The organism is Halomonas sp. THAF12 (genome assembly GCF_009363675.1).
GTDB lineage: Bacteria > Pseudomonadota > Gammaproteobacteria > Pseudomonadales > Halomonadaceae > Halomonas > Halomonas smyrnensis.
The window spans coordinates 1,040,177-1,064,874 of record NZ_CP045399.1 but is presented as its reverse complement, the minus strand read 5'-3'; the positions used below and the strand labels follow the sequence as shown (position 1 = coordinate 1,064,874).

Annotated in this window: 18 protein-coding genes; 14 read left to right on the top strand and 4 right to left on the bottom strand. The window is 69.2% G+C overall.

All coding sequences use genetic code 11. The features are described 5' to 3' along the window. Positions 1–60: 60 nt before the first annotated feature. The 8 genes from FIU88_RS04785 to FIU88_RS04750 all read left to right on the top strand — a co-directional run bounded on the left by FIU88_RS04785 (position 61) and on the right by FIU88_RS04750 (position 11,375). Positions 61–1,620 carry an aspartate aminotransferase family protein gene (locus FIU88_RS04785; RefSeq protein WP_152478373.1) on the top strand — a complete coding sequence of 520 codons (1,560 nt, stop codon included), beginning with the start codon at positions 61–63 and terminating at the stop codon, positions 1,618–1,620. 17 nt (positions 1,621–1,637) lie between these two features. Then, positions 1,638–2,966: a lysine N(6)-hydroxylase/L-ornithine N(5)-oxygenase family protein gene (locus FIU88_RS04780; protein WP_016855485.1), complete on the top strand. Its 1,329-nt coding sequence runs from the start codon at positions 1,638–1,640 to the stop codon at positions 2,964–2,966. Further along, positions 2,963–4,135: an MFS transporter gene (locus FIU88_RS04775; RefSeq protein ID WP_152478372.1), complete on the top strand. Its 1,173-nt coding sequence runs from the start codon at positions 2,963–2,965 to the stop codon at positions 4,133–4,135. Before FIU88_RS04780 ends, FIU88_RS04775 begins: the two co-directional genes overlap by 4 nt. Positions 4,136–4,138: 3 nt before the next feature. Next, positions 4,139–6,619 (top strand): GNAT family N-acetyltransferase, encoded by a 2,481-nt coding sequence (locus FIU88_RS04770; protein ID WP_152478371.1) that lies wholly within the window; start codon positions 4,139–4,141, stop codon positions 6,617–6,619. Positions 6,620–6,767: 148 nt separating this feature from the next. Next, entirely contained in the window at positions 6,768–7,304 is a 537-nt protein-coding gene (locus FIU88_RS04765) for an RNA polymerase sigma factor (RefSeq protein ID WP_152478370.1), read from the top strand. A gap of 81 nt (positions 7,305–7,385) precedes the next feature. Then, positions 7,386–8,207, top strand: a complete 822-nt coding sequence (gene fhuF / locus FIU88_RS04760) for a siderophore-iron reductase FhuF (RefSeq protein ID WP_152478369.1) — start codon at positions 7,386–7,388, stop codon at positions 8,205–8,207. Beyond that, a complete protein-coding gene (locus FIU88_RS04755) occupies positions 8,204–9,160 on the top strand; it encodes an AraC family transcriptional regulator (protein ID WP_152478368.1) in 957 nt (318 codons plus the stop codon). Before fhuF ends, FIU88_RS04755 begins: the two co-directional genes overlap by 4 nt. Positions 9,161–9,266: 106 nt before the next feature. Next, complete coding sequence (locus FIU88_RS04750) at positions 9,267–11,375, top strand: TonB-dependent siderophore receptor (protein WP_152478367.1); 2,109 nt, start codon at positions 9,267–9,269, stop codon at positions 11,373–11,375. Positions 11,376–11,430: 55 nt separating this feature from the next. On the opposite strand, the gene FIU88_RS04745 is transcribed toward FIU88_RS04750, so the two are convergent. Further along, on the bottom strand, positions 11,431–11,757 hold the full coding sequence (locus FIU88_RS04745) for a DUF3325 domain-containing protein (RefSeq protein ID WP_152478366.1): 327 nt from the start codon (positions 11,755–11,757) through the stop codon (positions 11,431–11,433). 300 nt (positions 11,758–12,057) lie between these two features. Between FIU88_RS04745 and FIU88_RS04740 the strand changes: the two genes are divergently transcribed. Next, positions 12,058–14,151 (top strand): TonB-dependent receptor, encoded by a 2,094-nt coding sequence (locus FIU88_RS04740; RefSeq protein WP_152478365.1) that lies wholly within the window; start codon positions 12,058–12,060, stop codon positions 14,149–14,151. A gap of 102 nt (positions 14,152–14,253) precedes the next feature. Here the strand turns inward: FIU88_RS04740 and FIU88_RS04735 are convergent, their stop codons facing one another. Beyond that, positions 14,254–16,047: an ABC transporter ATP-binding protein gene (locus tag FIU88_RS04735; RefSeq protein WP_152478364.1), complete on the bottom strand. Its 1,794-nt coding sequence runs from the start codon at positions 16,045–16,047 to the stop codon at positions 14,254–14,256. Positions 16,048–16,190: 143 nt separating this feature from the next. Beyond that, positions 16,191–16,802 carry a superoxide dismutase gene (locus tag FIU88_RS04730; protein ID WP_016855475.1) on the bottom strand — a complete coding sequence of 204 codons (612 nt, stop codon included), beginning with the start codon at positions 16,800–16,802 and terminating at the stop codon, positions 16,191–16,193. 233 nt (positions 16,803–17,035) lie between these two features. Between FIU88_RS04730 and FIU88_RS04725 the strand changes: the two genes are divergently transcribed. The 5 genes from FIU88_RS04725 to FIU88_RS04705 all read left to right on the top strand — a co-directional run bounded on the left by FIU88_RS04725 (position 17,036) and on the right by FIU88_RS04705 (position 22,451). Further along, positions 17,036–17,803, top strand: a complete 768-nt coding sequence (locus tag FIU88_RS04725) for an ATP-binding cassette domain-containing protein (RefSeq protein ID WP_016855474.1) — start codon at positions 17,036–17,038, stop codon at positions 17,801–17,803. 98 nt (positions 17,804–17,901) lie between these two features. Then, a complete protein-coding gene (locus FIU88_RS04720) occupies positions 17,902–18,750 on the top strand; it encodes an ABC transporter substrate-binding protein (RefSeq protein ID WP_253742735.1) in 849 nt (282 codons plus the stop codon). Next, entirely contained in the window at positions 18,740–20,743 is a 2,004-nt protein-coding gene (gene fhuB / locus FIU88_RS04715) for a Fe(3+)-hydroxamate ABC transporter permease FhuB (RefSeq protein ID WP_152478362.1), read from the top strand. The genes FIU88_RS04720 and fhuB overlap by 11 nt, the downstream gene beginning before the upstream one ends. A 59-nt stretch (positions 20,744–20,802) precedes the next feature. After that, the gene (locus FIU88_RS04710) at positions 20,803–21,438 is read left to right on the top strand and encodes a DUF1007 family protein (protein WP_152478361.1); all 636 of its coding nucleotides are present in this window, start codon (positions 20,803–20,805) and stop codon (positions 21,436–21,438) included. Continuing rightward, positions 21,423–22,451, top strand: coding sequence for a nickel/cobalt transporter (locus tag FIU88_RS04705; protein WP_253742733.1), 1,029 nt, complete (start codon positions 21,423–21,425; stop codon positions 22,449–22,451). The genes FIU88_RS04710 and FIU88_RS04705 overlap by 16 nt, the downstream gene beginning before the upstream one ends. Before the next feature lie 86 nt (positions 22,452–22,537). On the opposite strand, the gene FIU88_RS04700 is transcribed toward FIU88_RS04705, so the two are convergent. Continuing rightward, a complete protein-coding gene (locus FIU88_RS04700; RefSeq protein WP_152478360.1) occupies positions 22,538–24,679 on the bottom strand; it encodes a TonB-dependent siderophore receptor in 2,142 nt (713 codons plus the stop codon). Positions 24,680–24,698: the final 19 nt, after the last annotated feature.

Genomic DNA, 24,698 nt, shown 5'->3' with positions numbered 1-24,698 from the left:
CTCGCGAGGCATCAGGCGCCGGGCCATGTGGCCCGGCCAGGCAGAAAGAACGAGGTGCCCATGACATCACGGATTGAAGCGCCCGGGCCGCGGCTCGGTACCGAGCCCGCCCCGCTGGCATCCCATCAGCTGTTCAACGCCCGGCACGCCGAGGCCTACTGGCAGCAGGCGACCCGCTGCATCGACCTGGTGAGGCGCAAGGTGGCCGAGGTCGAGCGGCCCTTCACCGGCGCCCGGCCCGAGGAGCTGCGCGGCCGCTTCGAGGCCATCGACCTCGACGCACCGCTCGGCGAGCTGCGCCCGGCCCTGGAGGAGCTGGAGCGCGTCTACCTGGACGACGCCGTCTACTTCCATCATCCGCGCTACGTGGCCCACCTGAACTGCCCGGTGGTGCTGCCGGGCGTGCTCGCCGAGGCGATCCTGGCGCCGATCAACTCCTCGCTGGACACCTTCGACCAGAGCGCCGGCGGCACCTTCATCGAGCAGTCGCTGATCGACTGGACGGCGGAGCGCATCGGCCTCGGCGAGGACGCCGACGGCGTGTTCACCAGCGGCGGCACCCAGTCGAACCTGATGGCGCTGATGATCGCCCGCGACCATCACGGCGCGCACCAGGACCGCCCCGGCGGCAACAAGCAGCAGGGCCTGCCGGCGGACCATCGGCGGCTGCGCATCCTCGGCTCGGAGCTCAGCCACTTCAGCCTGCAGAAGTCGGCGGCGATCCTCGGGCTCGGCTACCAGGCGGTGATGCCGGTGGCCACCGATGCGGACTACCGCATGGACCCGCAGGCGCTCAAGGCGCGCCTCGAGGAATGCATCGCCCTCGACCTGGTCCCGATCGCGGTGGTGGCCACCGCCGGCACCACCGACTTCGGCAGCATCGACCCGCTCGAGGAGATCGCCGCGCTGTGCCGCGAGCACGGCATCTGGCTGCACGTCGACGCCGCCTACGGCGGGGGCCTGCTGTGCTCGCGCCGCGAGCGCCACCGCCTGGCCGGCATCGAGCACGCCGACTCGGTCACCGTCGACTATCACAAGACCTTCTTCCAGCCGGTGAGCTGCAGCGCCTTCCTGGTGCGCCGCGCCAGCGATCTGCGCCACGTCACCCATCACGCCGACTACCTGAACCCCGAGAGCCAGGCGCTGGCCGGCACGCCGGACCAGGTCAACAAGAGCCTGCAGACCACCAAGCGCTTCGACGCCCTGAAGCTGTGGATGACGCTGCGCATCATGGGCGCCGACGCCCTGGGCGAGATGTTCGAGCGGGTCATGGACCTGGCCGGCGAGGCCCACGCGCGGCTGTCCGCCCGGCCCGACATCGAGGTGCTGCTCGACCCGCCGCTCAGCACCCTGATCTTCCGCTACCGGCCCGAGGAGCTCGACCTGGACGACGAGGCGCTGGACGCCCTGAACGCCCACGTGCGCGCCGCCCTCTCGCGCCACGGCGAGGCGGTGATCGCCGCCACCCGGGTCGATGGCCGCCGCTACCTGAAGTTCACCCTGCTCAACCCGGAGACCACCGTCGACGACCTCAGCGCCATCGTCGAGCGCATCGGCGCCCACGCCCGCGCCTGGTGCGATGGCGCCGCCACCGCCTCGGCCCACGCCGTCGCCTCCTGATGCCACGAGACCTGTCCATGACCCAGCACGTTCACGACTTCATCGCCATCGGCCTCGGGCCCTTCAACCTGGGGCTGGCCTGCCTGGCCGACCCCATCGAGGAGCTCGACGGGCTGTTCCTCGAGCGCCGCGACGGCTTCGACTGGCACCCGGGCATGCTGCTGGAGGACGCCACCCTGCAGACGCCCTTCCTCGCCGACCTGGTGACCATGGCCGACCCCACCAGCCGCTTCAGCGTGCTCAACTACCTGAAGCAGCAGGGCCGACTCTACAACTTCTATATCCGCGAGAGCTTCTTCCTGCTGCGCAACGAGTACAACCGCTACTGCCAGTGGGCGGTGGAACAGCTCGACAGCGTGCGCTTCTCCACCGAGGTGGAGCGGGTGGAGTTCGAGGACGCCAGCGGCCTCTACCGCGTGAGCTGCCGCGACACCGGCAGCGGCGAGGCGCGCGAGTACCTGGCCCGCCATCTGGTGCTCGGCACCGGCACCACGCCCTGGCTGCCCGAGGGCTGCCGCGACGTCGAGCCGCGGCCGATGCACTCCGGCGAGTACCTCCAGCGCAAGGCCGAGCTGCAGCGCCAGCCGGCGATCACCGTGGTCGGCAGCGGCCAGAGCGCGGCCGAGATCTACCGCGACCTGCTCGCCGACATCGACCGCTTCGGCTACCGGCTCGACTGGATCACCCGCTCGCCGCGCTTCTTCCCGCTGGAGTACGCCAAGCTGACCCTGGAGATGACCTCGCCGGACTACATCGACTACTTCCATGCCCTGCCCGAGGCGACGCGCAACGCGCTGACGCGGGAACAGAAGGGCCTCTACAAGGGCATCAACGAGGACCTGATCAACGACATCTACGACCTGCGCTACGCCAAGGAGCTGGTCGGCGAGGTGCGCTCGTCGCTGTTCACCAACGCCCAGCTCGAGACCTGCCGTTTCGATGCCGAGCGCGGCGAGTACGACCTGACCCTGTGGCACACCGAGCAGCAGCGCCACTATCGCCATCGCACCCAGGCGCTGGTCATGGCCACCGGCTACCGCTACCACATGCCGGACTTCCTGGCGCCGATCGCCTCGCGCATCGCCTTCGACGAGGCCGGGCGCTTCGCGGTGGGCCGCTTCTACGACATCGACGGCGGCGAGGGCCGGCTGTTCGTGCAGAACGCCGAGCTGCATACCCACAGCCTGGCGGCCCCTGACCTGGGCATGGGCCCCTATCGCAACGCCTGCCTGATCCGCGCGATGACCGGGAAGGAGATCTATCCGGTGGAGCGACGCATCGCCTATCAGCGCTTCGGCGCGCCCGACGAGGCGGTCTTCGAACCCGAGCAAGCGGAGCCCGCATGACCCCGACGCCCTGGCTGGTGGCGGTGACTGCGGTGGCGGTGATCAGCGATGCCATGCTGCTGCCCTTCTACCCGCAGTTCTTCGACGCGCGCTTCGGCGTGACGGACCCGTCCCACGTCGGCGCCTACCTGGCGATGAGCTGCCTGGTGGTGCTGGTGGCGCTGCCCGCCTGGGCGCGCCTGGCGCGCCGGGTCGGCACCCTGCCGCTGCTGCTGGTCACCCAGCTGGTGGCGGGCGGGCTCAGCCTCGCCTGCGCCGTGGTCACCTCGCTGCCGTGGTTCTGGGGCCTGTCGCTGGCGATGCTGGTGGCCAAGGCCAGCTACCTGCTGGTCTACCCCTACCTGATGCACTTCGAGCCCCAGGATCGCCACGCGACCCTGATCGGCACCCTCTCGGTCGTCGTGCACGCCGGCGGCATCCTCGGCGCCATGGTCGGCGGCCTGGTGCTGGAGCACTGGGCCGCGGCCCAGGTGTTCCGCGTGATGGCGCTGGGCGACGCCCTGCAGGTCGCGGTCTGCGCCTGGCTGATCCGCCGCGGCCGCGCGCCGCATGCGGCACCGGCCACCGAGCGGGCGCCGGCCTCCAGTGGCGCCATCCTGCGTCTGGGCCTGGTGATGCTGCTGTTCTACTTCAGCGCCACCCTGGCGCGGCCGTTCTTCGCCCGCTACTGGGAGCTGGCCTCCGGGCTCTCCGGCGAGGTGCTGGCCGGCGCGGTGTTCGCCATCCCCGGCGCCGTGGCGGTGGCCCTGCTGGCGATCGACCTGCTCGCGCGCCGCCCCGCCGGCCAGGCCATCCTGCTGCCGCTGGCCATCGGCCTCGTCGGCCTGCTGCTGCAGGCCAGCGGCGAGGTCGCCGCCATCCTGGCCGGCCGGGTGCTGTTCGGCTGGGCGCTGTTCCGCATCACCGTGCGCCTGGAGCTGCGCCTGTTCCAGCTCAGCACGCCCGACCGCTACGCCAGCGACTTCAGCAAGGTCCACGTCTTCCAGGGCCTCGGCGTGCTCGTCGCCTCCTGGGGCGCCGGCCGCCTGGTCGAGGCCTTCGGGCTGACCGCTCCCTTCCTCGTGGCCGCGACGGGCCTGGCGCTGTGCGCCCTGGCCTACCGGCGGCTGCTGGCCGGCGCCGAGACGCGCCCGGCCGCCCCCTCCGATTCCGTTTCTGCAAGGACCTGATCCATGACCCTGTTCCAACCGACGCCGACCACCCAGCCCCTCTATTCGCGCCACGCCCAGGGGCTCGGCACCTTCACGCTGCGCCCGCTGCACCTGCCCGAGGACCTGGCGCTGATCCACGAGTGGGTCACCGCACCGCGAGCCCATTTCTGGGGCATGCAGGGCCACTCGCCGGAGCGCGTGCAGGCCTTCTATCGCGAGCTCCAGGAGAGCGAGCACGCCCAGGGCTACCTGGGGCTGTTCGACGGCCGGCCGGCCTTCCTGGTCGAGTGCTACGACCCGCGCCACGACCCCATCGGCCGCCACTATGACGTGGCCGAGGGCGACCGCGGCATGCACTTCCTGGTGGCGCCGGCCGAGACGCCGCTGCCCGGCTTCAGCACCCAGGTGATCACCGCCATCCTGGCCTTCATGTTCGAGGATCCGGCGACGCGTCGCATCGTGGTGGAGCCGGACGTCAATAACCGCCGGATCCATCCGCTCAATCGCCGGGTCGGCTTCGTTTACGACCGCGAGGTCGCGCTCGAGGACAAGACCGCCCATCTGGCCTTCTGCGACCGCCAGGGCTTCGCCGCGGCGGTGAGCCGGCAGAACCCGCGCCTGGATCCGGCCCTCGCCGCCGACCCGGCCCGCGCCGCGGGCCACCTGCGCCCCGAGCTCTGGGCCCGGGCCAACCGCTGGCTGATCCGCAAGGCGATCGCCGAGTTCGGCCACGAGCGGCTGCTGGCCCCCGAGGCCGTGAACGCCGGCACGGCGGGCGACGACGAGGCCGCCGACTATCGGCTGAGCGCCCCCGAGGGCAACGTCGAGTACCGCTTCCGCGCCCGGCGCCGGGCGCTGGATCACTGGGCGATCGAGCTCGACTCGCTGGAGAAGCGCGTCGACGGCGCCCCCGCCGAGCTCGACGCCCAGCAGTTCATCCTCGAGTTCCGCGGCCCGCTCGGCATCGGCGAGGCGATGCTGCCACTCTATCTGGAGGAGGTGGCCAGCACCCTGTTCGGCGGCGCCTACAAGCTCGACGGCACCCGCCCGGACGCCGCCGGCCTGGTCGACGCCGACTTCCAGACCCTGGAGGCCGCCATGACCGAGGGCCATCCGGTGTTCGTGGCCAACAACGGCCGCATGGGCTTCGACGCCGTGGACTATCACGCCTACGCCCCGGAGGCCGCCGCGCCGATCACCCTGGTGTGGCTCGCCGTGCACCTCGAGGACGCCCACTACAGCGCCATCGAGGGGCTCGAGTACGAGGCCCTGCTGCGCGACGAACTCGGCGAGGCGACGCTTAAAGACTTCCACCGCCGCCTCGAGGCCCGCGGGCTCGATCCCGCCGACTACCTGCTGATGCCGGCGCATCCGTGGCAGTGGTTCCACAAGCTGGCCATCACCTTCGCCGGCGAGGTGGCCCGCCAGCGCATCGTCTGCCTGGGCTACGGCAGCGACCAGTACCGCGCCCAGCAGTCGATCCGCACCTGGTTCAATACCAGCCGGCCGAGCCGGCGCTACGTGAAGACCGCGCTGTCGATCCTCAACATGGGCTTCATGCGCGGCCTCTCGCCGAGCTACATGCGCGCCACGCCGGCGATCAACGACTGGATCAAGCGCCTGGTCGACGGCGACCCGGAGCTCCGCGCCCAGGGCTTCACGGTGCTGCGCGAGGAGGCCGCCATCGGCTTTCGCCGCGACGCCGTCGAGCCGGCCTTCGACACCTACAGCGCCTACAAGAAGATGCTCGCCTGCCTGTGGCGCGAGAGCCCGGAGCACTACCAGCAGGACGGCCAGCGGCTGATGACCATGGCCGCGCTGCTCCACGTCGACGGCGATGAGCAGGCGCTGCTGCCGCGGCTGATCGCGCGCTCGGGCCTCACTACCGAGGACTGGCTGTCGCGCTACCTGCGGGCCTACTTCCGCCCGCTGCTGCACTGCTTCTTCGCCTATGACCTGGTGTTCATGCCCCACGGCGAGAACCTGATCCTGCAGCTCGAGGACGGCGTGCCGGTGCGCGCGATCATGAAGGACATCGCCGAGGAGATCGGCATCATGAACGTCGATGCCGAGCTGCCCGAGGCCATCGCCCGCATCGCCGTGGACGTGCCGGAGCCGCTCAAGGTGCTGTCGATCTTCACCGACGTCTTCGACTGCTTCCTGCGCTTCATGTCGGCGATCCTCGTCGAACAGGGCGACATCAGCGAGTCGCGCTTCTGGGCGCTGGTGGCCGACTGCGTGATCGACTACCAGCGCGACCATCCCGAGTTCGCCGACAAATTCGCCCGCCACGACCTGTTCGCGCCGGAGTTCACCCGCTCCTGCCTGAACCGGCTGCAGCTCAACAACCACCAGCAGATGATCGACCTGGCCGACCCGGCCAAGAACCTGCAGTTCGCCGGCACCCTCGACAACCCGATCGCCGCCTACCGCCCCGCCGCCGCGGCGCGTGAGGCAGATCGCGAGCGAGCGCGCGAGGAGAGCGAGGCCACGCCGAGCTGATCGCTCGGCTCGCCGACGCCATGCCCGTCATGGCGTCGGCGAGTGCACACTTCGCCCGGGGGCCCGCTCCCGGGCGATTATATTTGATAATGATAATTATTATTGAATAGAATCACCGCTCCGGCACAACGAACGGAGCGTTTCACGAATGGATGCCACGACCCTCGATACCCTCTTCCGCGCCCACGCCCGGGACATCACCGCCTTTCTCCGTCACCAGCTGCCCTGCCCCGACCTGGCCGACGATCTGTGCCAGGAGGTGTTCCTGCGTCTCGGTCAACAGCCATCCGGCCGAGGCGCTTCCGGCACGCGACTGGAACAGCCCCGCGCCTACCTGTTCCGCATCGCCCGCAACCTGCTCATCGACCATCATCGCCGCAGCCAGGCGCGCCCCGCCGACCGGCCGCTGGAGGACGACGACCTTCCCTGCCTGGCCTGCCCCTACGCCGCGGTTCCCTCAGACCCCGAGGCGGCCGCCGAGCGCCGGCTGTGCCGCCGCGGCCTTGCGCGCACCATGGCGGGCCTGCCGCCGCGCCTGCGCCAGGCGCTGGTCTGGCATCGCCTGGAAGGGGTGCCCCAGGCCGAGATCGGCCGCCGGCTCGGCGTCTCGGAGCGCATGGCGGGCCGCTACGTCAAGCAGGCCATCGTCCACTGTCGCGACCGGCTGATGCCCGCCATGGCCTGACGCGCCTCACGACGAAGCGATCTTTGATAACGATTCCCATTTGATCTACCATGGCCCCACGCTTCTTCCGGTGAATGCGCCATGACCCTCGCGCTGTCACAGCTCTATCGCGGCCCCCTCGACTTCCTGACGCCGCCTCGCATCGAGGCGACGCCGGGCGACGACGTCATCGCCGCCAGCCACCTGCTCGATCCGGCCTACCTGGATGCCCTGCTCGAACGCTACGGCGCCCAGTACGGCCACGGCGACCGCCGGGCGGTGGCCTCGTTGTGGTCCAAGTGGCACTTCGCCGGCCTGGCCGCGCACGGCCTGGCGACCAACCTGCTGCTGGAACGCGACCTGCCGCTGGGGGTCGACGAGCTGCATGTGGTGCAGACGCCCGAGGGCCAGACCGCCGGCTTCAGCCTGCGCCACGCCGGCCGACCGCTCGCCGAGCTCGACGGCCTCGGCCGCTTCGCCACCCTGCTCGACGGCCACCTGATCCCGCTGATCGAGACCCTGGCCGCGGTGTCCGGCGCCTCGCCCAAGGTGTTCTGGAGCAATGCCGGCAGCTATGTCGACTACTTCGCCGGCGCCATGGCCGACCACCCCATGGGCTCCCCGGCCGCGGCCGAGCCCGGCCTGGCGCTGATCTCGACCCGCCACCTGCCCGACGGGCGCCGCAACCCGCTCTATCAGGCGGTGCGCCACGTGGTGCCGGCCGACCCCGAGGCGCCGACCCGCATGCCGAAGACCTGCTGCATTCGCTACCTGCTCGACGACCTCGGCTACTGCGCCAACTGCCCGCTGGAGTGCCGGCGCAAGGCCAAGGCCGCGAAGGCCGCACAGACGGCACAGACGGCACAGACGGCACAGACGGCACAGACGGCACAGACGGCGACGGTAGAACGGACCGCCCCATGAGCGCCGCGTCCGGCGTGCGCCAGCACACCGCCCGCGACCTGCAGGCCTACGGGCGGCGCTACGGCATCGACTACCGGGTGCCGGCACTCGTCTCCCGCGAGGAGGAACCGGTGATGCGTGGCGTGGTGCGCGAGCTGTCGCTGGGCCAGGGCATGGAACTGGTGACCTCCGACGTGGAAGTGCTGCACCGCTACGATTCCCACTCCCACGCGCCCTCACCGCTGTCGATCGTGGTCATGCTGGAGGGCCGCGCCGAGGTCAGCCTCGAGGAGCGCACCCTGACGCTGACCCCGGGCATGGCGCTGAGCCTGCGCCTCGATGCGCGCCACGGCCTGCACGCCACCCAGCCCGCCGGCCAGCGCCTGCGAGCCCTGACCCTGGGCCTCAGCGAGTCACGCCTGGCCGAGCTGGGCCCGGCGCTGCCCGACCATGGCGGCTCGCGGATGCACGCCTGGCGCCCGCCGAGCGCGCTGCTGCAGGGGCTCGAACAGGCGATGGCCACACCGCTGCCCGCCCCGGCCCAGAGGCTGCTGCTCGAGGGCCTGGGGCTACAGCTGCTGGCCCACGGCCTGCCGCAGCCTCCCGCCCGGAACGATCCCCCGGCCGACGCGGACGAGTCGACGCGCCTGGCGCCGCGGGAGCGCCAGCGGCTCGAGCGCGTGCGCGCCGCCCTCGAGCAGGATCCCGCCGCCGAGCATCGCCTGGAGGCGCTGGCCGAGCTCGCCGCCATGAGCCCGGCCAGCCTGCGCCGCAAGTTCCGCGCGGCCTTCGGCGTGAGCGTCTTCGACTACCTGCGCGACTGCCGACTGGGCCTCGCCCACGACTACCTGAGCCGCGGCTTCAGCGTGCAGCAGGCCGCCCACTTCTGCGGCTATCGCCACGCCAGCAACTTCGCCACCGCCTTCCGCCGCCGCTACGGCGTGCCGCCGAGTTCCCTGACGAAAGCCTGCTGATCGCTGCGCATAGAGCATTGAGCACTGCGCATACCTCAACCGGCGAACCAAAAAGCAATAATTCTCATTAGTTAATGAGTCATATAATCGCCACAGGAACTTCTGCATGCCGACCCCACGTCCCCTGGCGCAGGCCATCGCCCTCGCCGCCGCCGGCGTCGCTCTCTCCGCCCAGGCCCAGAACGCGTCTCAGAACAGCGAGAACCTCTCCACCGTGACCGTCACCGCCCAGGCGGCGACCAAGACCGAGACGCCATTCAACGAGACGCCGCAGTCCGTCTCGCTGATCACTCAGGAAGAGATTCGCGAACAGGGATCGGAATCGGTCCAGGAAGCCACCCGCTATACCGCGGGCGTCTTTACCGGCCAGTACGGCGCCACGGGGGGGCGTTACGATGCGATCAAGCTTCGCGGCTTCGGTAGCGACAGCATTGACAACCAGTATCTGGACGGCCTGAAACTGCTGAACGACAAGGGCACCTACAGCATCTTCCAGATCGACCCGTATTTCCTGGAGAGCATCGAGGTGGTCAAGGGCCCCTCTTCGGTGCTCTACGGCCGCGCCGCGCCCGGCGGGCTGGTGGCCTTGACCAGCAAGCTGCCCCAGTTCACCTCGCACCGTCAGGTGCAGGCGAGCGTCGGCACTCAGGGGCACCTCGGCGCCGGATTCGATATCGGCGGCCAGGTAGGAGACTCGGGGCGCGCCGCCTACCGGGTGGTCGGTCTGGTCAAGGATGCCGACAGCCAGTGGGATCACGTCGAGAACGAGCGATATGCCATCGCGCCGTCTCTGGCTCTCGATATCGGCGACTCTACCTCGTTGACGCTGATGGCGTATCTGCAGAAGGACCCGGAGGGAGGCTACTACGGCGGGCTGCCGGCCGACGGCACCCTCTACAGCCATAACGGCAAGCGGATTTCCAACAGCTTCTATGACGGTGAGGAAGATTACGAAACGTTCGATCGCGAGCAGGCCATGGTCGGCTATCAGCTCGAGCACCGTTTCAACGACACCTGGACCGGACGCCAGAACCTGCGTTACATCCACAGCGATGTCGACTACGGGCAGGTCTATAACACGAGCGTCTGGAGTGGCGATGAGCTTGGCCGGACCTACTTCGGCGCCGACGAGGAGCTCAGCGCCCTGGCCGTCGACAACCAGCTGATCGCCGACTTCGATCTCGGCGACACCCAGCACACCGTGCTGACGGGGCTGGACTACCAGCATCGTGACACCGACGCCGAATGGTCTTACGGTTCAGGCTTTTCCTCCATCAATCCGTTCAACCCGACGTACGGCAGCGACGGGACCATTGTCCCCTTCAGTGACAATGACCGTGAGCTGGAGCAGACCGGCGTCTATCTGCAGGACCAGATCGCTCTCGGTCAGTGGCGCCTCACCCTCGGCGGGCGCTACGACTGGGTCGACATAGAGAACGAGAGCGAAAACCTCGCCTCTGGCACGACGAGCCAACAGCAGCTCGACGATGAAAGCTTCAGCGGCCGCGCGGCGCTGCTGTACCAGTTCGACAACGGCCTCTCACCGTATATCAGTTACTCCGAGTCGTTCAGCCCGAGCAGCAACGTCGACGAGAGCGGCGATCTGATCGAGCCCTCCGATGCCGAACAGGTCGAGCTCGGACTGAAGTATCAGCCCAACGGGACCAGCGACCAGTACAGCATCGCCGTGTTCCAGATCGACCAGGACAACACGGCCAACTACATCCAGGACATTCAGGCCTATCGCGCCGTCGGCAGCACACGATCTCGCGGCCTGGAACTCGAGGCCGACAAGCACATCACCGAAGACCTGGCCGTTCGGGCGAGCTACACCTACACGGATGTGGAGATTCAGGAGTCCGAGGAAGGCAACGAAGGCAAGACGCCGGTGGCGACACCGGAACACATGGCCTCCGTCTGGGGCTCCTATCGGTTCCAGGAAGGGGCGCTATCGGGTCTGACCACGGGCCTTGGGGTGCGCTACATCGGCGACAGCTGGGCCAACGAATCCAATACGCTCGAGGTCCCGGACTACACGCTGGTGGATGCCTCCCTCAAGTACGATCTCTCCCAGGTCGGCCTGAACGGCGTGACCGCCCAGCTGAACGTCAACAATCTGTTCGACAAGGAATATATCGGAGCCTGTTACAGCGAGTCTCGCTGCTACTTCGGCGCCGAGCGCAGCGTGAAGGCGACCGTCAGCTACGACTTCTAAACCGCCTCGATGCCGCATGTTCACGCCACCGACGTCTGTCGGTGGCGTGTTGCGTTCAGGCCCTCCTGGCGCCTGGCCGCGCTCGGCGCGGCGTCGGCATCGCCCGCCGCGAGAGCATGCGCTCCCGTGCGATCAGCAGCAGGGAGATCGCGCCCGCCCCCAGGCTCAGCTGGCCACACCAGCTCACCAGCCCCACAACGAGGCCCTGCCGGCCCATCGCCTCCACGGCGGCCACCAGCAGCAGCACGATGCCCGCCAGCCTGGCACTCGCGCCGCGCCGATGCGGCAGCTTCCACCCGAGTCGACGCCGGACACGCTCAGAACCCAGCGCCAGCCCCGCGAAACCGGCCACGCACTCGGCCAGGGTCAACCAGATCATCATGTCGTTACCTTTCGTGTCCTGCGCAGCCGCGACGGCGCCGGAGCGCGAGGCGCGCCGGTAGACGCCGGGAGAGGAAAGAGCATGGGCAGGATCTCGTCAGAGGGCTTGGCATCCATGCTAATAAAAAAGATTACTATTTGCATCAGATGGCTATCCTGAATGGCTCCCTCGTTGGGAGGCTCCCCTGGGCGCATCGACGCGACAAGCCATTTAATAGAAATCAATCTCATTGATATTCATTCCGCCCTTGCGTAGGCTCCTCCTGCCAAAAAATCACGCTCCTCTTTCCAGGAAACGACAATGAAAAAGGCCCTGCTCACCGCAGCCATCGCGTCTTCGGTCGCGCCCCTGCATGCCCTCGCCCAGACGCCACAGGACACCATGGTGGTCGTGGGCTCCCGTTCGCCCCAGTCCATCAGCGAGGTCCCCGGCGCCGTCTGGGTCGTGGAGCATCAGCAGCTCCAGGATCAGCTGAACACCGGACAATCGCTGAAATCGGCGCTGGGCAAGCTGATCCCCGGCTTCGACATCGGTTCCTCGACGAATCGCACCAACTACGCTCAGAACTTCCGCGGCCGCGATGCCCTGGTGATGATCGACGGCGTGTCGATGAACGGCTCGCGCAGCCTGTCGCGCCAGTTCGATGCCATCGACCCGTTCAACATCGAGCGCATCGAGGTGCTGTCGGGCGCCAGCAGCCTCTACGGCGGCGGCGCCACGGGCGGGATCATCAACATCATCACCAAGGACGGCGAACCCGGCGGGCCCCATCTGGAAAGCGAGGTCGGGCTGGCCACCGGCTTCAACGACTCGAATGAGCTGCAGAAGCGTGCCGCCCAGGCGATGGCCTTCGGCAACGAGCGCGTCAACGGCCGCGTCTCCGCCGCGGTGCAGGAGAACGGCTGGTTCTACGACGGCGACGGCGAGATCATCAAGCCGGACATCGCTCAGTCGGGCCTGCAGGGCAATCGCACCATCGACGTGATGGGCTCGCTCGACGTGGCGCTCACCGAGCACCAGCACCTCGATCTCCTGGCGCAGAAATACCGCTCGCGTTTCGAGGGCGACAAGGGCCTGGTCTATCCCGACTACAACACGGGCAGCAGCTACACGGCGCAGATCCAGGGCAGCGAGGTCCGCGACGGCTACGCGTCCGACGTCGACCCGGAGACCGACCGCACCCTGTTCAACGCCAACTACCGCCACGACGCGCTGCTGGGCCAGCAGTTCTTCTTCCAGGCCTTCCATCGCCAGGAGTCGTCGGTCTTCAATCCCTTCCCGGGCGGCGGCAACGCCTTTACGGTCTCCGAGCAGAACACCGACCTCTCCGGCGCCAAGGCCATGTTCTCGGCCCAGCTCGCCGCTCCACTGTCCCTGACCTACGGCATCGACTTCAGCCACGAGACCTTCGACTCGCGGCGCTTCACCCTGGTCTCCGACGATGGCGGGCGCACGCTGGACAAGGTCGACACCCTGGATCCGTACTACCCGTCCTTTCAGGCCGACACCCTGGCCGGCTTCGCCCAGGCCGAGTACCAGGCCACCGACGCCCTGCTGCTGTCCGGCGGCGTGCGCGTCGAGCAGACCGACGTCGAGGTCGATCCCCAGGGCGGCAACGACGGCGGCAGCAACGACTACGACGTCTCGCTGTTCAATGCCAAGGCCCTCTACGACTTCCACAACGGCCACCAGGCCTGGCTGGCCTACTCCCAGGGCTTCGAGATCCCCGACATCGCCAAGTCGTACCGCAACGTGAGCTTCGACATCTCTGACAACCCCGTCGACGGGATCAAGACCCAGCAGGTCGAGGCCGGCTGGCGCATGAACGCGGCAGACTGGAACACCCAGATCGCGGCCTACTACAGCTGGTCCGACAAGGCGCTCGACTACGTGTACAGCGACGGCGGCCTGGAGATCGGCACCACCACCATCGACCGCGACGTGCGCACCTACGGCATCGAGGGCAAGGTCCAGCGCTACCTCGGCCGGCACGTCGATGTCGGCACCTCCTTCCACTGGTCGCGCTCCGAGGTCGAGCAGGACGGCGAGTGGCTCGATGCCAGCGTCACCGAGGCCAGCATGCCCAAGGCGGTGGCCTTCGCCAACTGGGCCGACGACGACACCCGCGCCATGCTCCAGGTCAACCGCACCTTCGACATCGACGACGCGGACGGCAACTCGCTCGATGGCTTCACCACCGTCGACACCAGCCTCAGTCAGGACACCGGCGTCGGCACCTTCAGCCTGGGCGTGGATAACCTGCTCGACGAGCAGTACACCACCACCTGGGGGCAGCGCGCGGCGATCTTCTACGAGGCCTACGGCGCCTCCTCGCTGTGGGACCTCAATGGCCAGGGCCGCACCTTCCGCCTGACCTGGTCGCTCGACGTCTGACGCCTTCCCCGGCGGCAAACAAGATGCCCCGGCGGCCACCATGGCCGCCGGGGCATCTTTCGTTGGCGAGCGCCTGCGCGAGCAGGCGACGCCCTCCCCGCGCTACGGCAGCGCCGCCGCCTCGAGCTCGCCGGTCTGCACCCGCCACTGGGCGGCGTAGCGGCCGTCGCGGGCCAAGAGCTCGGCGTGGGTGCCGCGCTCGGCCACCCGGCCCGCCTCGATCACCGCGATCTCGTCGGCGTGGACGATGGTCGACAGCCGATGGGCGATCATGATCACCGTGCGGCCGTGGCCGATCCGGCGCAGGGAGCGCTGGATGGCGGCCTCGGTCTCGTTGTCCACCGCGCTGGTGGCCTCGTCGAGCACCAGGATCGGCGGATCCTTGAGCAGCGCCCGGGCCAGCGACAGCCGCTGTCGCTGGCCGCCGGAGAGGCGCACGCCGCGCTCGCCCACCGCGGTGTCGAGCCCCTCGGGCAGCGCCTGGATGAAGTCCCAGGCCTCGGCGGTGCGCGCCGCCTCGACGATCTCGGCGTCGGTGGCTTCGGGCTTGCCGTAGGCGATGTTGTCACGGATCGTGCCCTCGAACAGGTAGACGTCCTGGCTGACCAGGCCGATCGATCGGCGCAGCGAGGCCAGCGTCACCTCGTCCAGCGGCTGGCCGTCGACGCTCACCCGGCCCGCGGCCGGCTCGACGAAGCGCAGCAGCAGCTTGATCAGCGTCGACTTGCCGGAGCCGGTGGCGCCCACCAGCGCCAGGGTGTGGCCCGCTGGCACCGCCAGATCGATGCCCTCGACCCCGGCGCCGGACTCGCCGTAGCGGAAGGCCACGCCCTCGAAGCGCACCTCGCCGCGCACCGGCTCCGCCAGCGCCTGGCCGGCGTCGTCGCGCACCCGGATCGGCGTGGCCAGCAGGTCGAGGATGCGCCGGGTGCTGGCCATGGCGCGCTCGAACAGGTCGATCACCTGGGCCAGCCCGGTCAGCGGCCACAGCAGCCGCTGGGTGAGGAACACCAGCACCCCGTAGGCGCCGACGTTGAGCTCGCCGTTCAGCGCCATCATGCCGCCCACCGTGAAGGTGGCCAGGAAGCCGGTGAGGATCGCCATGCGGATCACCGGAATGAACGCCGAGCTGATGCGGATCGCGCGGCGGTTGGCCTGCACGTAGGCCTCGCTGGCGGCCTTGAGGCGCTCGGCCTCGCGCGCCTCGGCGGTGAAGCTCTTGATGGTGGCGATGCCCGCCAGGTTGTTGGCCAGCCGGCTGGAGAGCTCGCCGACCCGCTCGCGCACCTCGGCGTAGAGTGGCCCGGCCTTGCGCTGGAAGTAGAAGGCGCCCCACACGATCAGCGGGATCGGCGTGAAGGCCAGCAGCGCAATCAGGGGCGAGAGCACGAAGAACACCGCCCCCACCGCCACCACGGTGACGCCGACCTGGATCATCGAATTGGCGCCGCCGTCGAGGAAGCGCTCGAGCTGGTTGACGTCGTCGTTCATGGTCGCCACCAGCTGCCCGGAGCTTCGCGACTCGAAGAAGCCCATGTCCAGGCGCTGGACGTGCTCGTAGGCGTCCTGGCGCAGCTCGGCCTGGAGCCGCTGGGCCAGGTTGCGCCACAAAATCTGGTAGAGGTACTCGAACAGCGACTCGCCGGCCCAGATGAAGAAGGTCAGCACCCCGAGGATCAGGATCTGCTCCCGGGCGGTGGTGAAGCCCAGCCCGGCGACGAAGCTGTCCTCCTGGTTGACCACCACGTCGATGGCCACCCCGATCAGGATCTCCGGGGCGATATCGAACAGCTTGTTGATGATCGAGCAGACGGTGGCGGCGACGATCCGGCGCCGGTGCCCGCGGGCATAGCGGAGCAGGCGGCCCAGCGCCTCGAAGCTCCTCATATTCGACATGGAGACTCTCCCTGTGGCGGTCTTCCCTGTACGCGACGAAAGACCGCCGGGCCCTGGCAGGCCCGGCGGTCACGATCAGACGGCTACCATACCCCGTCGTCGCGGGGCTGTCCCGCCAGCCTGCAGGGAATCGCGAGGCGCCCTCAGCCGACGGCGGCGAGATAGCGCCGCTCGACCTCGTCCCAGTCGACCACCTCGTAGAAGGCGGCGATGTAATCGGGGCGCTTGTTCCAGTACTTGAGGTAGTAGGCGTGCTCCCACACGTCGAGGCCCAGCACCGGCGTGTTGCCGTGCATCAGCGGGCTGTCCTGGTTGGCGGTGCTCTCCACCACCAGCGCGCCCTGCGGGGTCACGCTGAGCCAGGCCCAGCCGCTGCCGAAGCGCGTCAGGGCGGCCTGGGTGAAGGCCTGCCGGAAGGCCTCGACGCCGCCCAGCTCGCGCTCGATGGCCGCCGCCACCCGCCCGCTCGGCGCCCCGCCGCCCTCGGGCGACATCACCCGCCAGAACAGCGAGTGATTGGCGTGGCCGCCGCCGTTGTTGATCACCGCCTGGCGCTTGTCGGCGGGCACCCGGTCGATATCGGCGATCAGCGCCTCCACCGGCAGTTCCTCGAGGCCGGTGCCTTCCAGGGCGGCGTTGAGGTTGTTGACGTAGGTCTGGTGATGCCGCGAATGGTGGATCTCCATGGTCAGGGCATCGAGATGCGGCTCGAGAGCGTCATAGGCGTAGGGCAGTTCGGGCAACGCATGCGGCATGACGGCGGCTCCTTTTCGAGAGAGGCAAGAGAGTCGTGGAGCGACGAAAGTTGAACCCCGCGACCACGACCTCAGCCTACGCCCGATAAACCTAAATGAAAACCACTAGCATATAGGATATGCCTATCACGGAGATTTGATAACCATTCGTATCAAGAGTACTCTCACGCGGGTGCGCGCGCCTTCGCCCTGACCGCGAGGCCTCGCGCCGCCGACGATCCACGGAGCCCACCATGTTCGATGCCCAGGCCGCGACCTTCGAGGTCAACGGCAAACGCCTGCTGCACCCCACCGATCTTCGCTTCGAGGAAGGCCAGGTCCACGGTCTGATCGGCCACAACGGCTCCGGCAAGTCGACGCTGCTCAAGCTGCTGGCCCAGCAGCAACCCGCCAGCCAGGGCGTCATCCGCTTCGACGACCGGCCGCTCGGTGATTGGGGCCACCGCGAGTTCGCCCGCCAGGTGGCCTACCTGCCCCAGCATCTGCCCAGCGCCGAGACCCTGACCTGCCGCGAGCTGATCGCCTTCGGCCGCTATCCCTGGCGCGGCCTGCTGGGTCGCCATACCCGCGAGGACCGCCAGCAGGTCGAGCGCGCCATCGCCCTGACCCATACCGAGGCCTTCGCCGACCGCCTGGTGGATACCCTCTCCGGCGGCGAGCGCCAGCGGGTGTGGCTCGCCATGCTGCTGGCCCAGGGCAGCCGCTTCCTGCTGCTCGACGAACCGCTGGCGGCGCTGGACATCGCCCACCAGGTCGAGGTGCTGGCCCTGACCCGCCGGCTCTCCCAGGAGCTGGGCCTGGGCGTGATCATCGTGCTGCACGATATCAACATGGCCTCGCGCTACTGCGACCGCCTGGTGGCGCTGCACGGCGGCCGAGTGCTGGCCCAGGGCACGCCGGCCGACCTGATGACCGGCGACACCCTGGAAGCGATCTACGGCATCCCCATGCACGTGATGCACCATCCCGTCGGCGAGCACCGGGTCGCCATCGCCCACTGATTCCATCACTCGCTCGCCACTCGTTCATGGAGTTCCGCTTGTCTCCTACGCGCCGCCTTCGTCGACGGGCCCGCCGCTGGCTCGCCGGCCCGCTCGTCATGCTGCTCACGCTCTTCATCGCCCTGCCGGCGCTGGCCGTCTCACCACATCTGGAATCACCGCGCCTGGCGACTCTCGACTGGACCCTGGCCGAGACCCTGGCCGCCCTCGAGGCGCCGCCCGCGGCGATGGCCCAGCTCGACGCCTATCACGCCTGGGTGGGCGAGCCGGCGCTGCCGGGCGCGGTGATCGACCTCGGCCTGCGCTCCCAGCCCAACCTGGAGCTGCTGGCGGACCTCGATCCCGAGCGCATCCTGATCTCGCCGATGTTCGCCAACCTCGCCCCGCGCCTCGAGGCGATCGCCCCGGTGGACACCCTGACGCTCTATACCCCCGGCCGGGACACCTGGACGGAGATGCGCGAGCTGACGCGCCGCGTCGCCGACATCGTCGAACGGCCCGAGGCCGGCGAGCGGCTGATCGAGGACACCGAGTCGCGCCTGATGCGCCTCGAGCATCGCCTCGGCGACGACGCCCCGCCGCTGCTGGTCGTGCAATTCATGGACGCCCGCCACGTGCGGGTGTTCGGCGACAACGGCCTCTACCAGGCGGTGCTCGACCGCCTGGGGCTTCAGAACGCCTGGACCGGCGTCACCAACGCCTGGGGCTTCTCGCTGGTCGGCATCGAGGCCCTGGCCGGCCTCGACGCCCGGCTGGTGGTGGTCGAACCCTATCCGGCCGGCGTGCGCGAGACCCTGGCCGACAGTGGCCTGTGGCGGCGGCTGGTCGAACGCAGCCGCGGCGAGCCGCTGATCCTGCCGCCGGTATGGAGCTTCGGCGCCCTGCCCTCCGCCCAGCGCTTCGCCGAGCAGCTGGTGACCGCCCTGGAGAACGACGATGTCCGCTGATGCGCCTGCCCACGCCCTCCCGTCACGCCGGCTGACGCCGGGCCGCGCCTGCCTGCTGCTGGGCCTGCTCACCGCGGGCCTGGCCGTGGCCCATCTGGCGTCGAGCACGGGGCTCGTGGCCGGGCTGTCGTCGCTGGTGACGATCCCGGATACCTCCGCCGACGCCCTGGTGCTGCACTTCGCCTGGTGGCCGCGGCTGGCCATGGCATTGATGGCCGGCGGCGGCCTGGCGCTGGCCGGGGTGCTGATGCAGCAGGTGCTGCGCAACCCGCTGGCGGCGCCGACCACCCTGGGCGTGGCCAGCGGCGCCAACCTGGCGCTGATGGCCGCCAGCCTGCTGGCCCCGGGGCTGCTCGCCCTGGGCCGCGAATGGGTGGCGCTGGCCGGCGGCGGACTGGCCATGGGGCTGGTGTTCGCGCTGGCCTGGCGACGCGGCCTGTCGCCGGTCGTGGTGGTGCTCGGCGGGCTGGTGGTCAACCTCTACTTCGGCGCCCTGGCCATGGTGCTGCTGCTGTTCCATCAGGAAGCGCTCAAGGGCCTGCTGATCTGGGGTGCCGGTTCGCTGGCCCAGAACGGCTGGAGCGACGCCGCCTTCCTGGCGCCGCGCCTGGCGCTGGGCGTCCTCGGCGCCTTCTGGCTGTTGCGCCCGCTGGCGGTGCTGGAGCTCGACGAGGCCGGCGCCAGAAGCCTCGGCGTGTCGCTCAAGTGGCTGCGCCTGGCCGGGCTCGGCCTGGCGGTGTTCCTCACCGGCTGCGTGGTCAGCACCGTCGGCATCGTCGGCTTCATCGGCCTGGCGGCGCCCAACATCGTGCGCCTGGCCGGCGCCCGCCGGCTGGGCACACGGCTGCTGTGGTCGACGCTGCTCGGCGCCCTGCTGCTGGCCACCACCGACCAGCTGCTGCAGCGCTACGCCGGCACCCTGCCGACGCTGATTCCCACCGGCGCCACCACCGCCGCCCTGGGCGCGCCGCTGCTGCTGTGGCTGATCCCGCGCCTGCGCCTCAACGGCTCGGCGCCGCCGCGCCACGCCGCCACGTCTCGCGTGCGTCACCCCGCGCCGAGAAGGCTGATCGTCGGGCTGTCCCTCGCCCTGGTCGTGATGGCCGTGGTGGCCGCACTCGCCGGTCAGGGCGCCGACGGCTGGCAGTGGGCCTCGCCCCTCGATGCCGGCCTGCTCGAGTGGCGCTGGCCGCGGCTGCTCGCCGCCGCCGGCTGCGGGCTGATGCTGGCCGTCGCCGGCACCCTGATCCAGCGCCTCACCGCCAACCCCATGGCCAGCCCCGAGATCCTCGGCATCAGCGGCGGCAGCGCCATCGCCCTGATGGGCGCCATCTTCCTGCTGCCCTCGCCCGGCAACCTGACGCTGGTCGGCGCCGGGGTGCTGGGCGCGCTCGCCTCGCTGGCGGTGCTGGTGGCGGTCAACCGCAGGAGCGGCTTCCAGCCCGAGCGGCTGCTGCTCACCGGGGTCGCGATCACCGCACTGTTCGAGGCGATCAAGGCCGTGGTGCTGGCCGGCGGCGACCCCCGCGGCCAGCAGGTCATCGCCTGGCTCTCCGGCTCCACCTACTACGTCGATGCGACGAGCGCCGTGACCGTGGCCGGTGCCGCCGCGCTGCTGGCGCTGGCCGCCGCGCCGCTCGCCCGCTGGCTGGACATCCTGCCGCTGGGCGGCGCCACCGCCGCCGCGCTCGGCATCGACCTGCGCCGGGCGCGGCTCAGCCTGCTGCTGCTGGTCGCCCTGCTGACCGCCGCCGCCACCCTGGTGGTCGGACCGCTGTCCTTCGTCGGCCTGCTGGCGCCTCACATGGCGCGACTGATGGGCTTCACCCGCGCCCGGGCGCATCTCGCCGGCGCCGCCCTGACCGGCGCGCTGCTGATGGTGCTGGCCGACTGGCTGGGTCGCCAGTTACTGTTCCCGCAGGAGATTCCTGCCGGCCTGGTCGCCTCGCTGATCGGCGGCGCCTATTTCATGTGGGGAATGCGACGACTATGAACCCTATCAAGCCCCGACCGCGTCGATGGCGCGCCTCCTGGCGACAGCGGATCGCCTCGATGCTGGCCTTCGCCCTGGCATGTTTTCCCCTGACGGGCGTCGCGCATCCTCACGGCTGGGTGGACGTCTCGGTGAAGGTGATGACGAATGACCAGGGGCATGCCGTGGCCCTTCAGCAGCGCTGGCGGCTCGACCCGTTCTACAGCCAGCTGGTGCTGGAAGAACTCGGCGCCGCCCAGGGCGATGAACCGATGGCGGCGCGCCTCGACCAGCTCGGCGTGGAGATCCGCCACACCCTGGCCCCGAAGCACTACTTCACTCACGTGACCCAGGCCGACCGGCCGATCGCGCTCGGCGAGGTCGATGACTTCACCACCCTGGCGCGCGACGGTCGCGTCGAGCTGATGTTCCGACTGCCCCTGTCCACGCCCCTGCGGCTGGAGGAGGCGCCGATGCGCTATCGCATCTATGACCCGACCTACTACCTCGAAGTCGTGCACGAGGCGGACGCCGAGACGCCCAGGCCGGACGCCTTGACGGTCACGAGAGACGGCTGCAGCACCCGGATCATCGCCGCCGATCCCGATCCCGCGAAGGTCGCCGAGGCGGCCAGCCTGGATCGCGGCGAGCAAGCCCAGGAGGGCCTCGGCCGCTTCTTCGCCGAAACGGGAGAAATACGATGCGATCGTCCATGAATCCCGCCCACAAGATGCAGCGGCGCCTGCGATGGCTGGCCCCCCTGTTGATCGGTGGCGTCACCCTGGGGCTGCTGGCGGTGGCCTGGAGCACCTTCGGCCAGGAGGCCAGCCTGCGACTGGTCGCCTGGCAGCGCGACCTGCATCGCGCCCTGACGGAGGCGATCGCGGCCCTGGACGCTGCGCCGACATCGGCCGCCTGGCTCGGCCTGCTGGGCCTCAGCTTCGGCTATGGCGTCTTCCACGCCGCCGGCCCGGGCCATGGCAAGGCGGTGCTCGGCACCTACCTGCTCAGCCAGGGCGGCGCGCTGCGCCGGGCCCTGCTGCTCTCGTGCCTGGCCTCTCTGCTGCAGGCCCTGGTGGCCATCGGCCTGGTCACGGTGCTGGTTCATGGCCTGGGCTGGCTGACCCGCCAGGCCATGGGTTCGGTGGTGTGGCTGGAGCAGGCCAGCTACCTGCTCGTCGTGGCACTGGGGCTCTGGCTGTGCTGGCGGGCCCTGGCCGGCCACCGGCGCACGCCGGGCTCCCACGACCACGACCACGACCACGACCACGACCACGACCACGACCACGACCACGACTCGCACGAGTGTGACTGCGCCCACCATCTGACGCCCCAACAGGCCACGGACTGGCGCGGCGCCCTGGCCGTGGTGGCCTCGATCGGCATGCGTCCCTGCAGCGGCAGCGTACTGCTGGTCGGCGCCGCCTCGCTGCTGGGGCACTACTGGAGCGGCGTGCTGGCGGTGCTGGCCATGGCCGCCGGCACCGCCCTGACGGTCTCGGCGCTGGCCCTGGCCAGCGTGATGGCTCGCGGCTGGGCCGAGCGCCGCCTGCAGCGCTCGGCGAGCAGCATGAACCTGGCGCGCTGCCTGCGAGTCGTTGGCTTCGCAGGCGGCGCCCTCATCCTGATGCTGGGGCTTTCACTGTTCGTGGCCGGCGCCCGGTCACCCGACGCGCCGCCGCTGCTCGAGGGCGCCCCCACCACCTCCCCCTCGCCGTTCGGCGGCTAGCGTTTCGCGCAAGACAGCCAGCCCCTGAACGACCGCGCCCGGCCAATTGGCCGGGCGCGGTCGTTTAGCGTGGTGAAAGGCACGACTCAGAAGCGGTAGCTCAGGCTGCCGATCACGCTGCGCGATTCGCCGTAGTAGCAGTAGAAGTCACAGCCGCTGATGTACTCTTCGTCGGTCAGGTTGTTGACGTTGAGCTGCGCGCCCCAGTGCTCGTTGACGTCGTAGCGAACCACGGCATCGTAAAGGGTGTGAGACGGCACTTGGTAAGTCTCGCCCGCATCCGGGCTGTTGGCGCTGGATCCCACGTAGCGCACGCCACCGCCGACCGACAGGCCATGCAGTGCACCGGCGAAGTCATAGTCGAGCCAGGCCGAGGCCATGTTGTACGGCACCAGCGGGGCATGCTCGTCCTGCTGTTCCTCGCTGACATCGACTCGGGTATCGGTGTAGGTGTAGGACGCCGTGAGCTTGAGGTTGTCGGTGAGATAGCCAACGCCTTCGATCTCGACCCCGGTCGAGCTGCGCTCGCCGATCTGGCGCTGGGCACCGGCAGAACTGGTGATCAGCGTATTGCTCTCCTCCAGATCGAACGCCGACACGGTCACATAGCCGTCGAAGCCCGGCGGTGCATACTTGATGCCCACCTCGAACTGGCGCCCCTCCAGCGGCTCGTAGCTCTCGCCTCTGGCGTCGGTGCTGGCCAGGGGCGTGAACGACTCGCTGTAGCTGACATAAGGCGACAGACCGTTGTCGGCCAGGTACATGACGCCGCCGGTCAGCGAGACCTGATCGTCGTCGTAGCCCTCGCGTGAGCGGCCGGTCTCGTCGCGATAGACGTCGCGGCTGTCGACGCTGTCGTAGCGCGCGCCGGCCAGGAAGATCCACTTGTCATTCAGGCGGAACTGGTCCTGCACGTAGACGCCGATCTGCTCCTTCTCGACGTCGTGATGCGTCGGGTCACCGGTCTGCGGCTCATTGAAGGCCCCGCGATCCGGATCGAACATGTCCACGGTATCGATGTTGACGAAGTAGGACGAGCCATCGCCCAGGGTGCGGAAGCTGTCCGCGTTGTCGTAATCGAGATCCAGGCGCTGATAGCCGGCCCCGAGCAGCAGGGTGTTCTCGGTGTTTTCGGTATAGGTCCGCGCGATGAAGCGGTTATCGAGCGTGAAGGCGTCATATTCGCCGTCACGGTCGACGACGCCACGCGAGATGCTGCGCGGAGGCGTCACGTAGGAGTTGGGATAGACCGAACGCAGTTCGAGATCGAGGTTGCTGTAGCGGAAGTTCTGCTGGAACTCCCAGGTATCGTTGATGCGATGTTCGAGCTCGTAGCCCAGGGAAAGCTGGCGCTGGTCGAGATCGTCATAGTCGGGCTGACCGAGATTGGTCTCGGGATCGATCTTGCCGAAGGGGGTCCCCTCGACCGTGCCGTAGGCGGGGAAGAACCCCGTGGTCGGCACACCGTCGTCCTTCTGGACGCTGGCCAGGAAGGTCACCGTGGTGTCCTCGGAGACATCGACGGCCAGGCTCGGGGCAAAGTAATAGCGGTCCATGTCGGTGCCGTCTAGCTCGCCGTCCCCCTCGCGCACCATGCCCACGACGCGGTAGCGCATGTCGTCACGCCCGGACACCGGACCAGAGGTGTCGATGCCGATCTGACGATGCCCCTTGTTGCCCACCTGAAGTTCGATCTCGCCTTGCGGCTCGGCGGTGGGCCGCTTGCTGACGGCGTTGACCAGCCCGCCGGGAGGCGCCTCGCCATAGAGGATCGAGGACGGCCCCTTGAGCAGCTCCACCCGTTCAAGCCCGTAGGGCTCGGTCATCCACCAGAAGTAGCCGCCGGTACGGAACAGGCGCAGGCCGTCCTGGTAGGTCGAGCCTTCGGCGCTGAAGCCCCGCAGGAACATCCAGTCGGCGTTGTTATCCGACCCGTAGGGCTGGGAGACCACCCCGGAACGGTAGCGGAAGGTCTCGTCGTACTTGTCGACGGCGCGCCGATCCAGCTCGTCGCGGCCGACCTCGGACACGGCCCGCGGCGTCTCGATGGTCGGCGTCGCGACCTTCAGCGCGGTGGCGCTGACGACGACGGTGTCGGTCTCGACCTCCGAGGTGTCCTGCTGGGCCAGCGCCGCGCCGGCGGCGCCGATGAGGGTGAGGCCGAGGCCATAGCGGACGGCGGCGGTCAGGGGAGACAGCCGCCACGAGCGGCGGGATACGCGTGTCATTGGTGTGTGCCTTACGATG

Excerpts from the sequence above, each read along its gene's own strand:
- fhuB (WP_152478362.1), top strand. The coding sequence starts at position 18,740 with ATGTCCGCTGATGCGCCTGCCCACGCCCTCCCGTCACGCCGGCTGACG.
- FIU88_RS04775 (WP_152478372.1), top strand. The coding sequence starts at position 2,963 with ATGACCCCGACGCCCTGGCTGGTGGCGGTGACTGCGGTGGCGGTGATC.
- FIU88_RS04785 (WP_152478373.1), top strand. The coding sequence starts at position 61 with ATGACATCACGGATTGAAGCGCCCGGGCCGCGGCTCGGTACCGAGCCC.
- FIU88_RS04770 (WP_152478371.1), top strand. The coding sequence starts at position 4,139 with ATGACCCTGTTCCAACCGACGCCGACCACCCAGCCCCTCTATTCGCGC.
- FIU88_RS04730 (WP_016855475.1), bottom strand. The coding sequence starts at position 16,802 with ATGCCGCATGCGTTGCCCGAACTGCCCTACGCCTATGACGCTCTCGAG.
- FIU88_RS04750 (WP_152478367.1), top strand. The coding sequence starts at position 9,267 with ATGCCGACCCCACGTCCCCTGGCGCAGGCCATCGCCCTCGCCGCCGCC.
- FIU88_RS04735 (WP_152478364.1), bottom strand. The coding sequence starts at position 16,047 with ATGTCGAATATGAGGAGCTTCGAGGCGCTGGGCCGCCTGCTCCGCTAT.
- FIU88_RS04720 (WP_253742735.1), top strand. The coding sequence starts at position 17,902 with ATGCTGCTCACGCTCTTCATCGCCCTGCCGGCGCTGGCCGTCTCACCA.
- FIU88_RS04755 (WP_152478368.1), top strand. The coding sequence starts at position 8,204 with ATGAGCGCCGCGTCCGGCGTGCGCCAGCACACCGCCCGCGACCTGCAG.
- FIU88_RS04705 (WP_253742733.1), top strand. The coding sequence starts at position 21,423 with ATGCGATCGTCCATGAATCCCGCCCACAAGATGCAGCGGCGCCTGCGA.
- fhuF (WP_152478369.1), top strand. The coding sequence starts at position 7,386 with ATGACCCTCGCGCTGTCACAGCTCTATCGCGGCCCCCTCGACTTCCTG.
- FIU88_RS04700 (WP_152478360.1), bottom strand. The coding sequence starts at position 24,679 with ATGACACGCGTATCCCGCCGCTCGTGGCGGCTGTCTCCCCTGACCGCC.
- FIU88_RS04745 (WP_152478366.1), bottom strand. The coding sequence starts at position 11,757 with ATGATGATCTGGTTGACCCTGGCCGAGTGCGTGGCCGGTTTCGCGGGG.
- FIU88_RS04710 (WP_152478361.1), top strand. The coding sequence starts at position 20,803 with ATGCTGGCCTTCGCCCTGGCATGTTTTCCCCTGACGGGCGTCGCGCAT.
- FIU88_RS04725 (WP_016855474.1), top strand. The coding sequence starts at position 17,036 with ATGTTCGATGCCCAGGCCGCGACCTTCGAGGTCAACGGCAAACGCCTG.
- FIU88_RS04740 (WP_152478365.1), top strand. The coding sequence starts at position 12,058 with ATGAAAAAGGCCCTGCTCACCGCAGCCATCGCGTCTTCGGTCGCGCCC.
- FIU88_RS04780 (WP_016855485.1), top strand. The coding sequence starts at position 1,638 with ATGACCCAGCACGTTCACGACTTCATCGCCATCGGCCTCGGGCCCTTC.
- FIU88_RS04765 (WP_152478370.1), top strand. The coding sequence starts at position 6,768 with ATGGATGCCACGACCCTCGATACCCTCTTCCGCGCCCACGCCCGGGAC.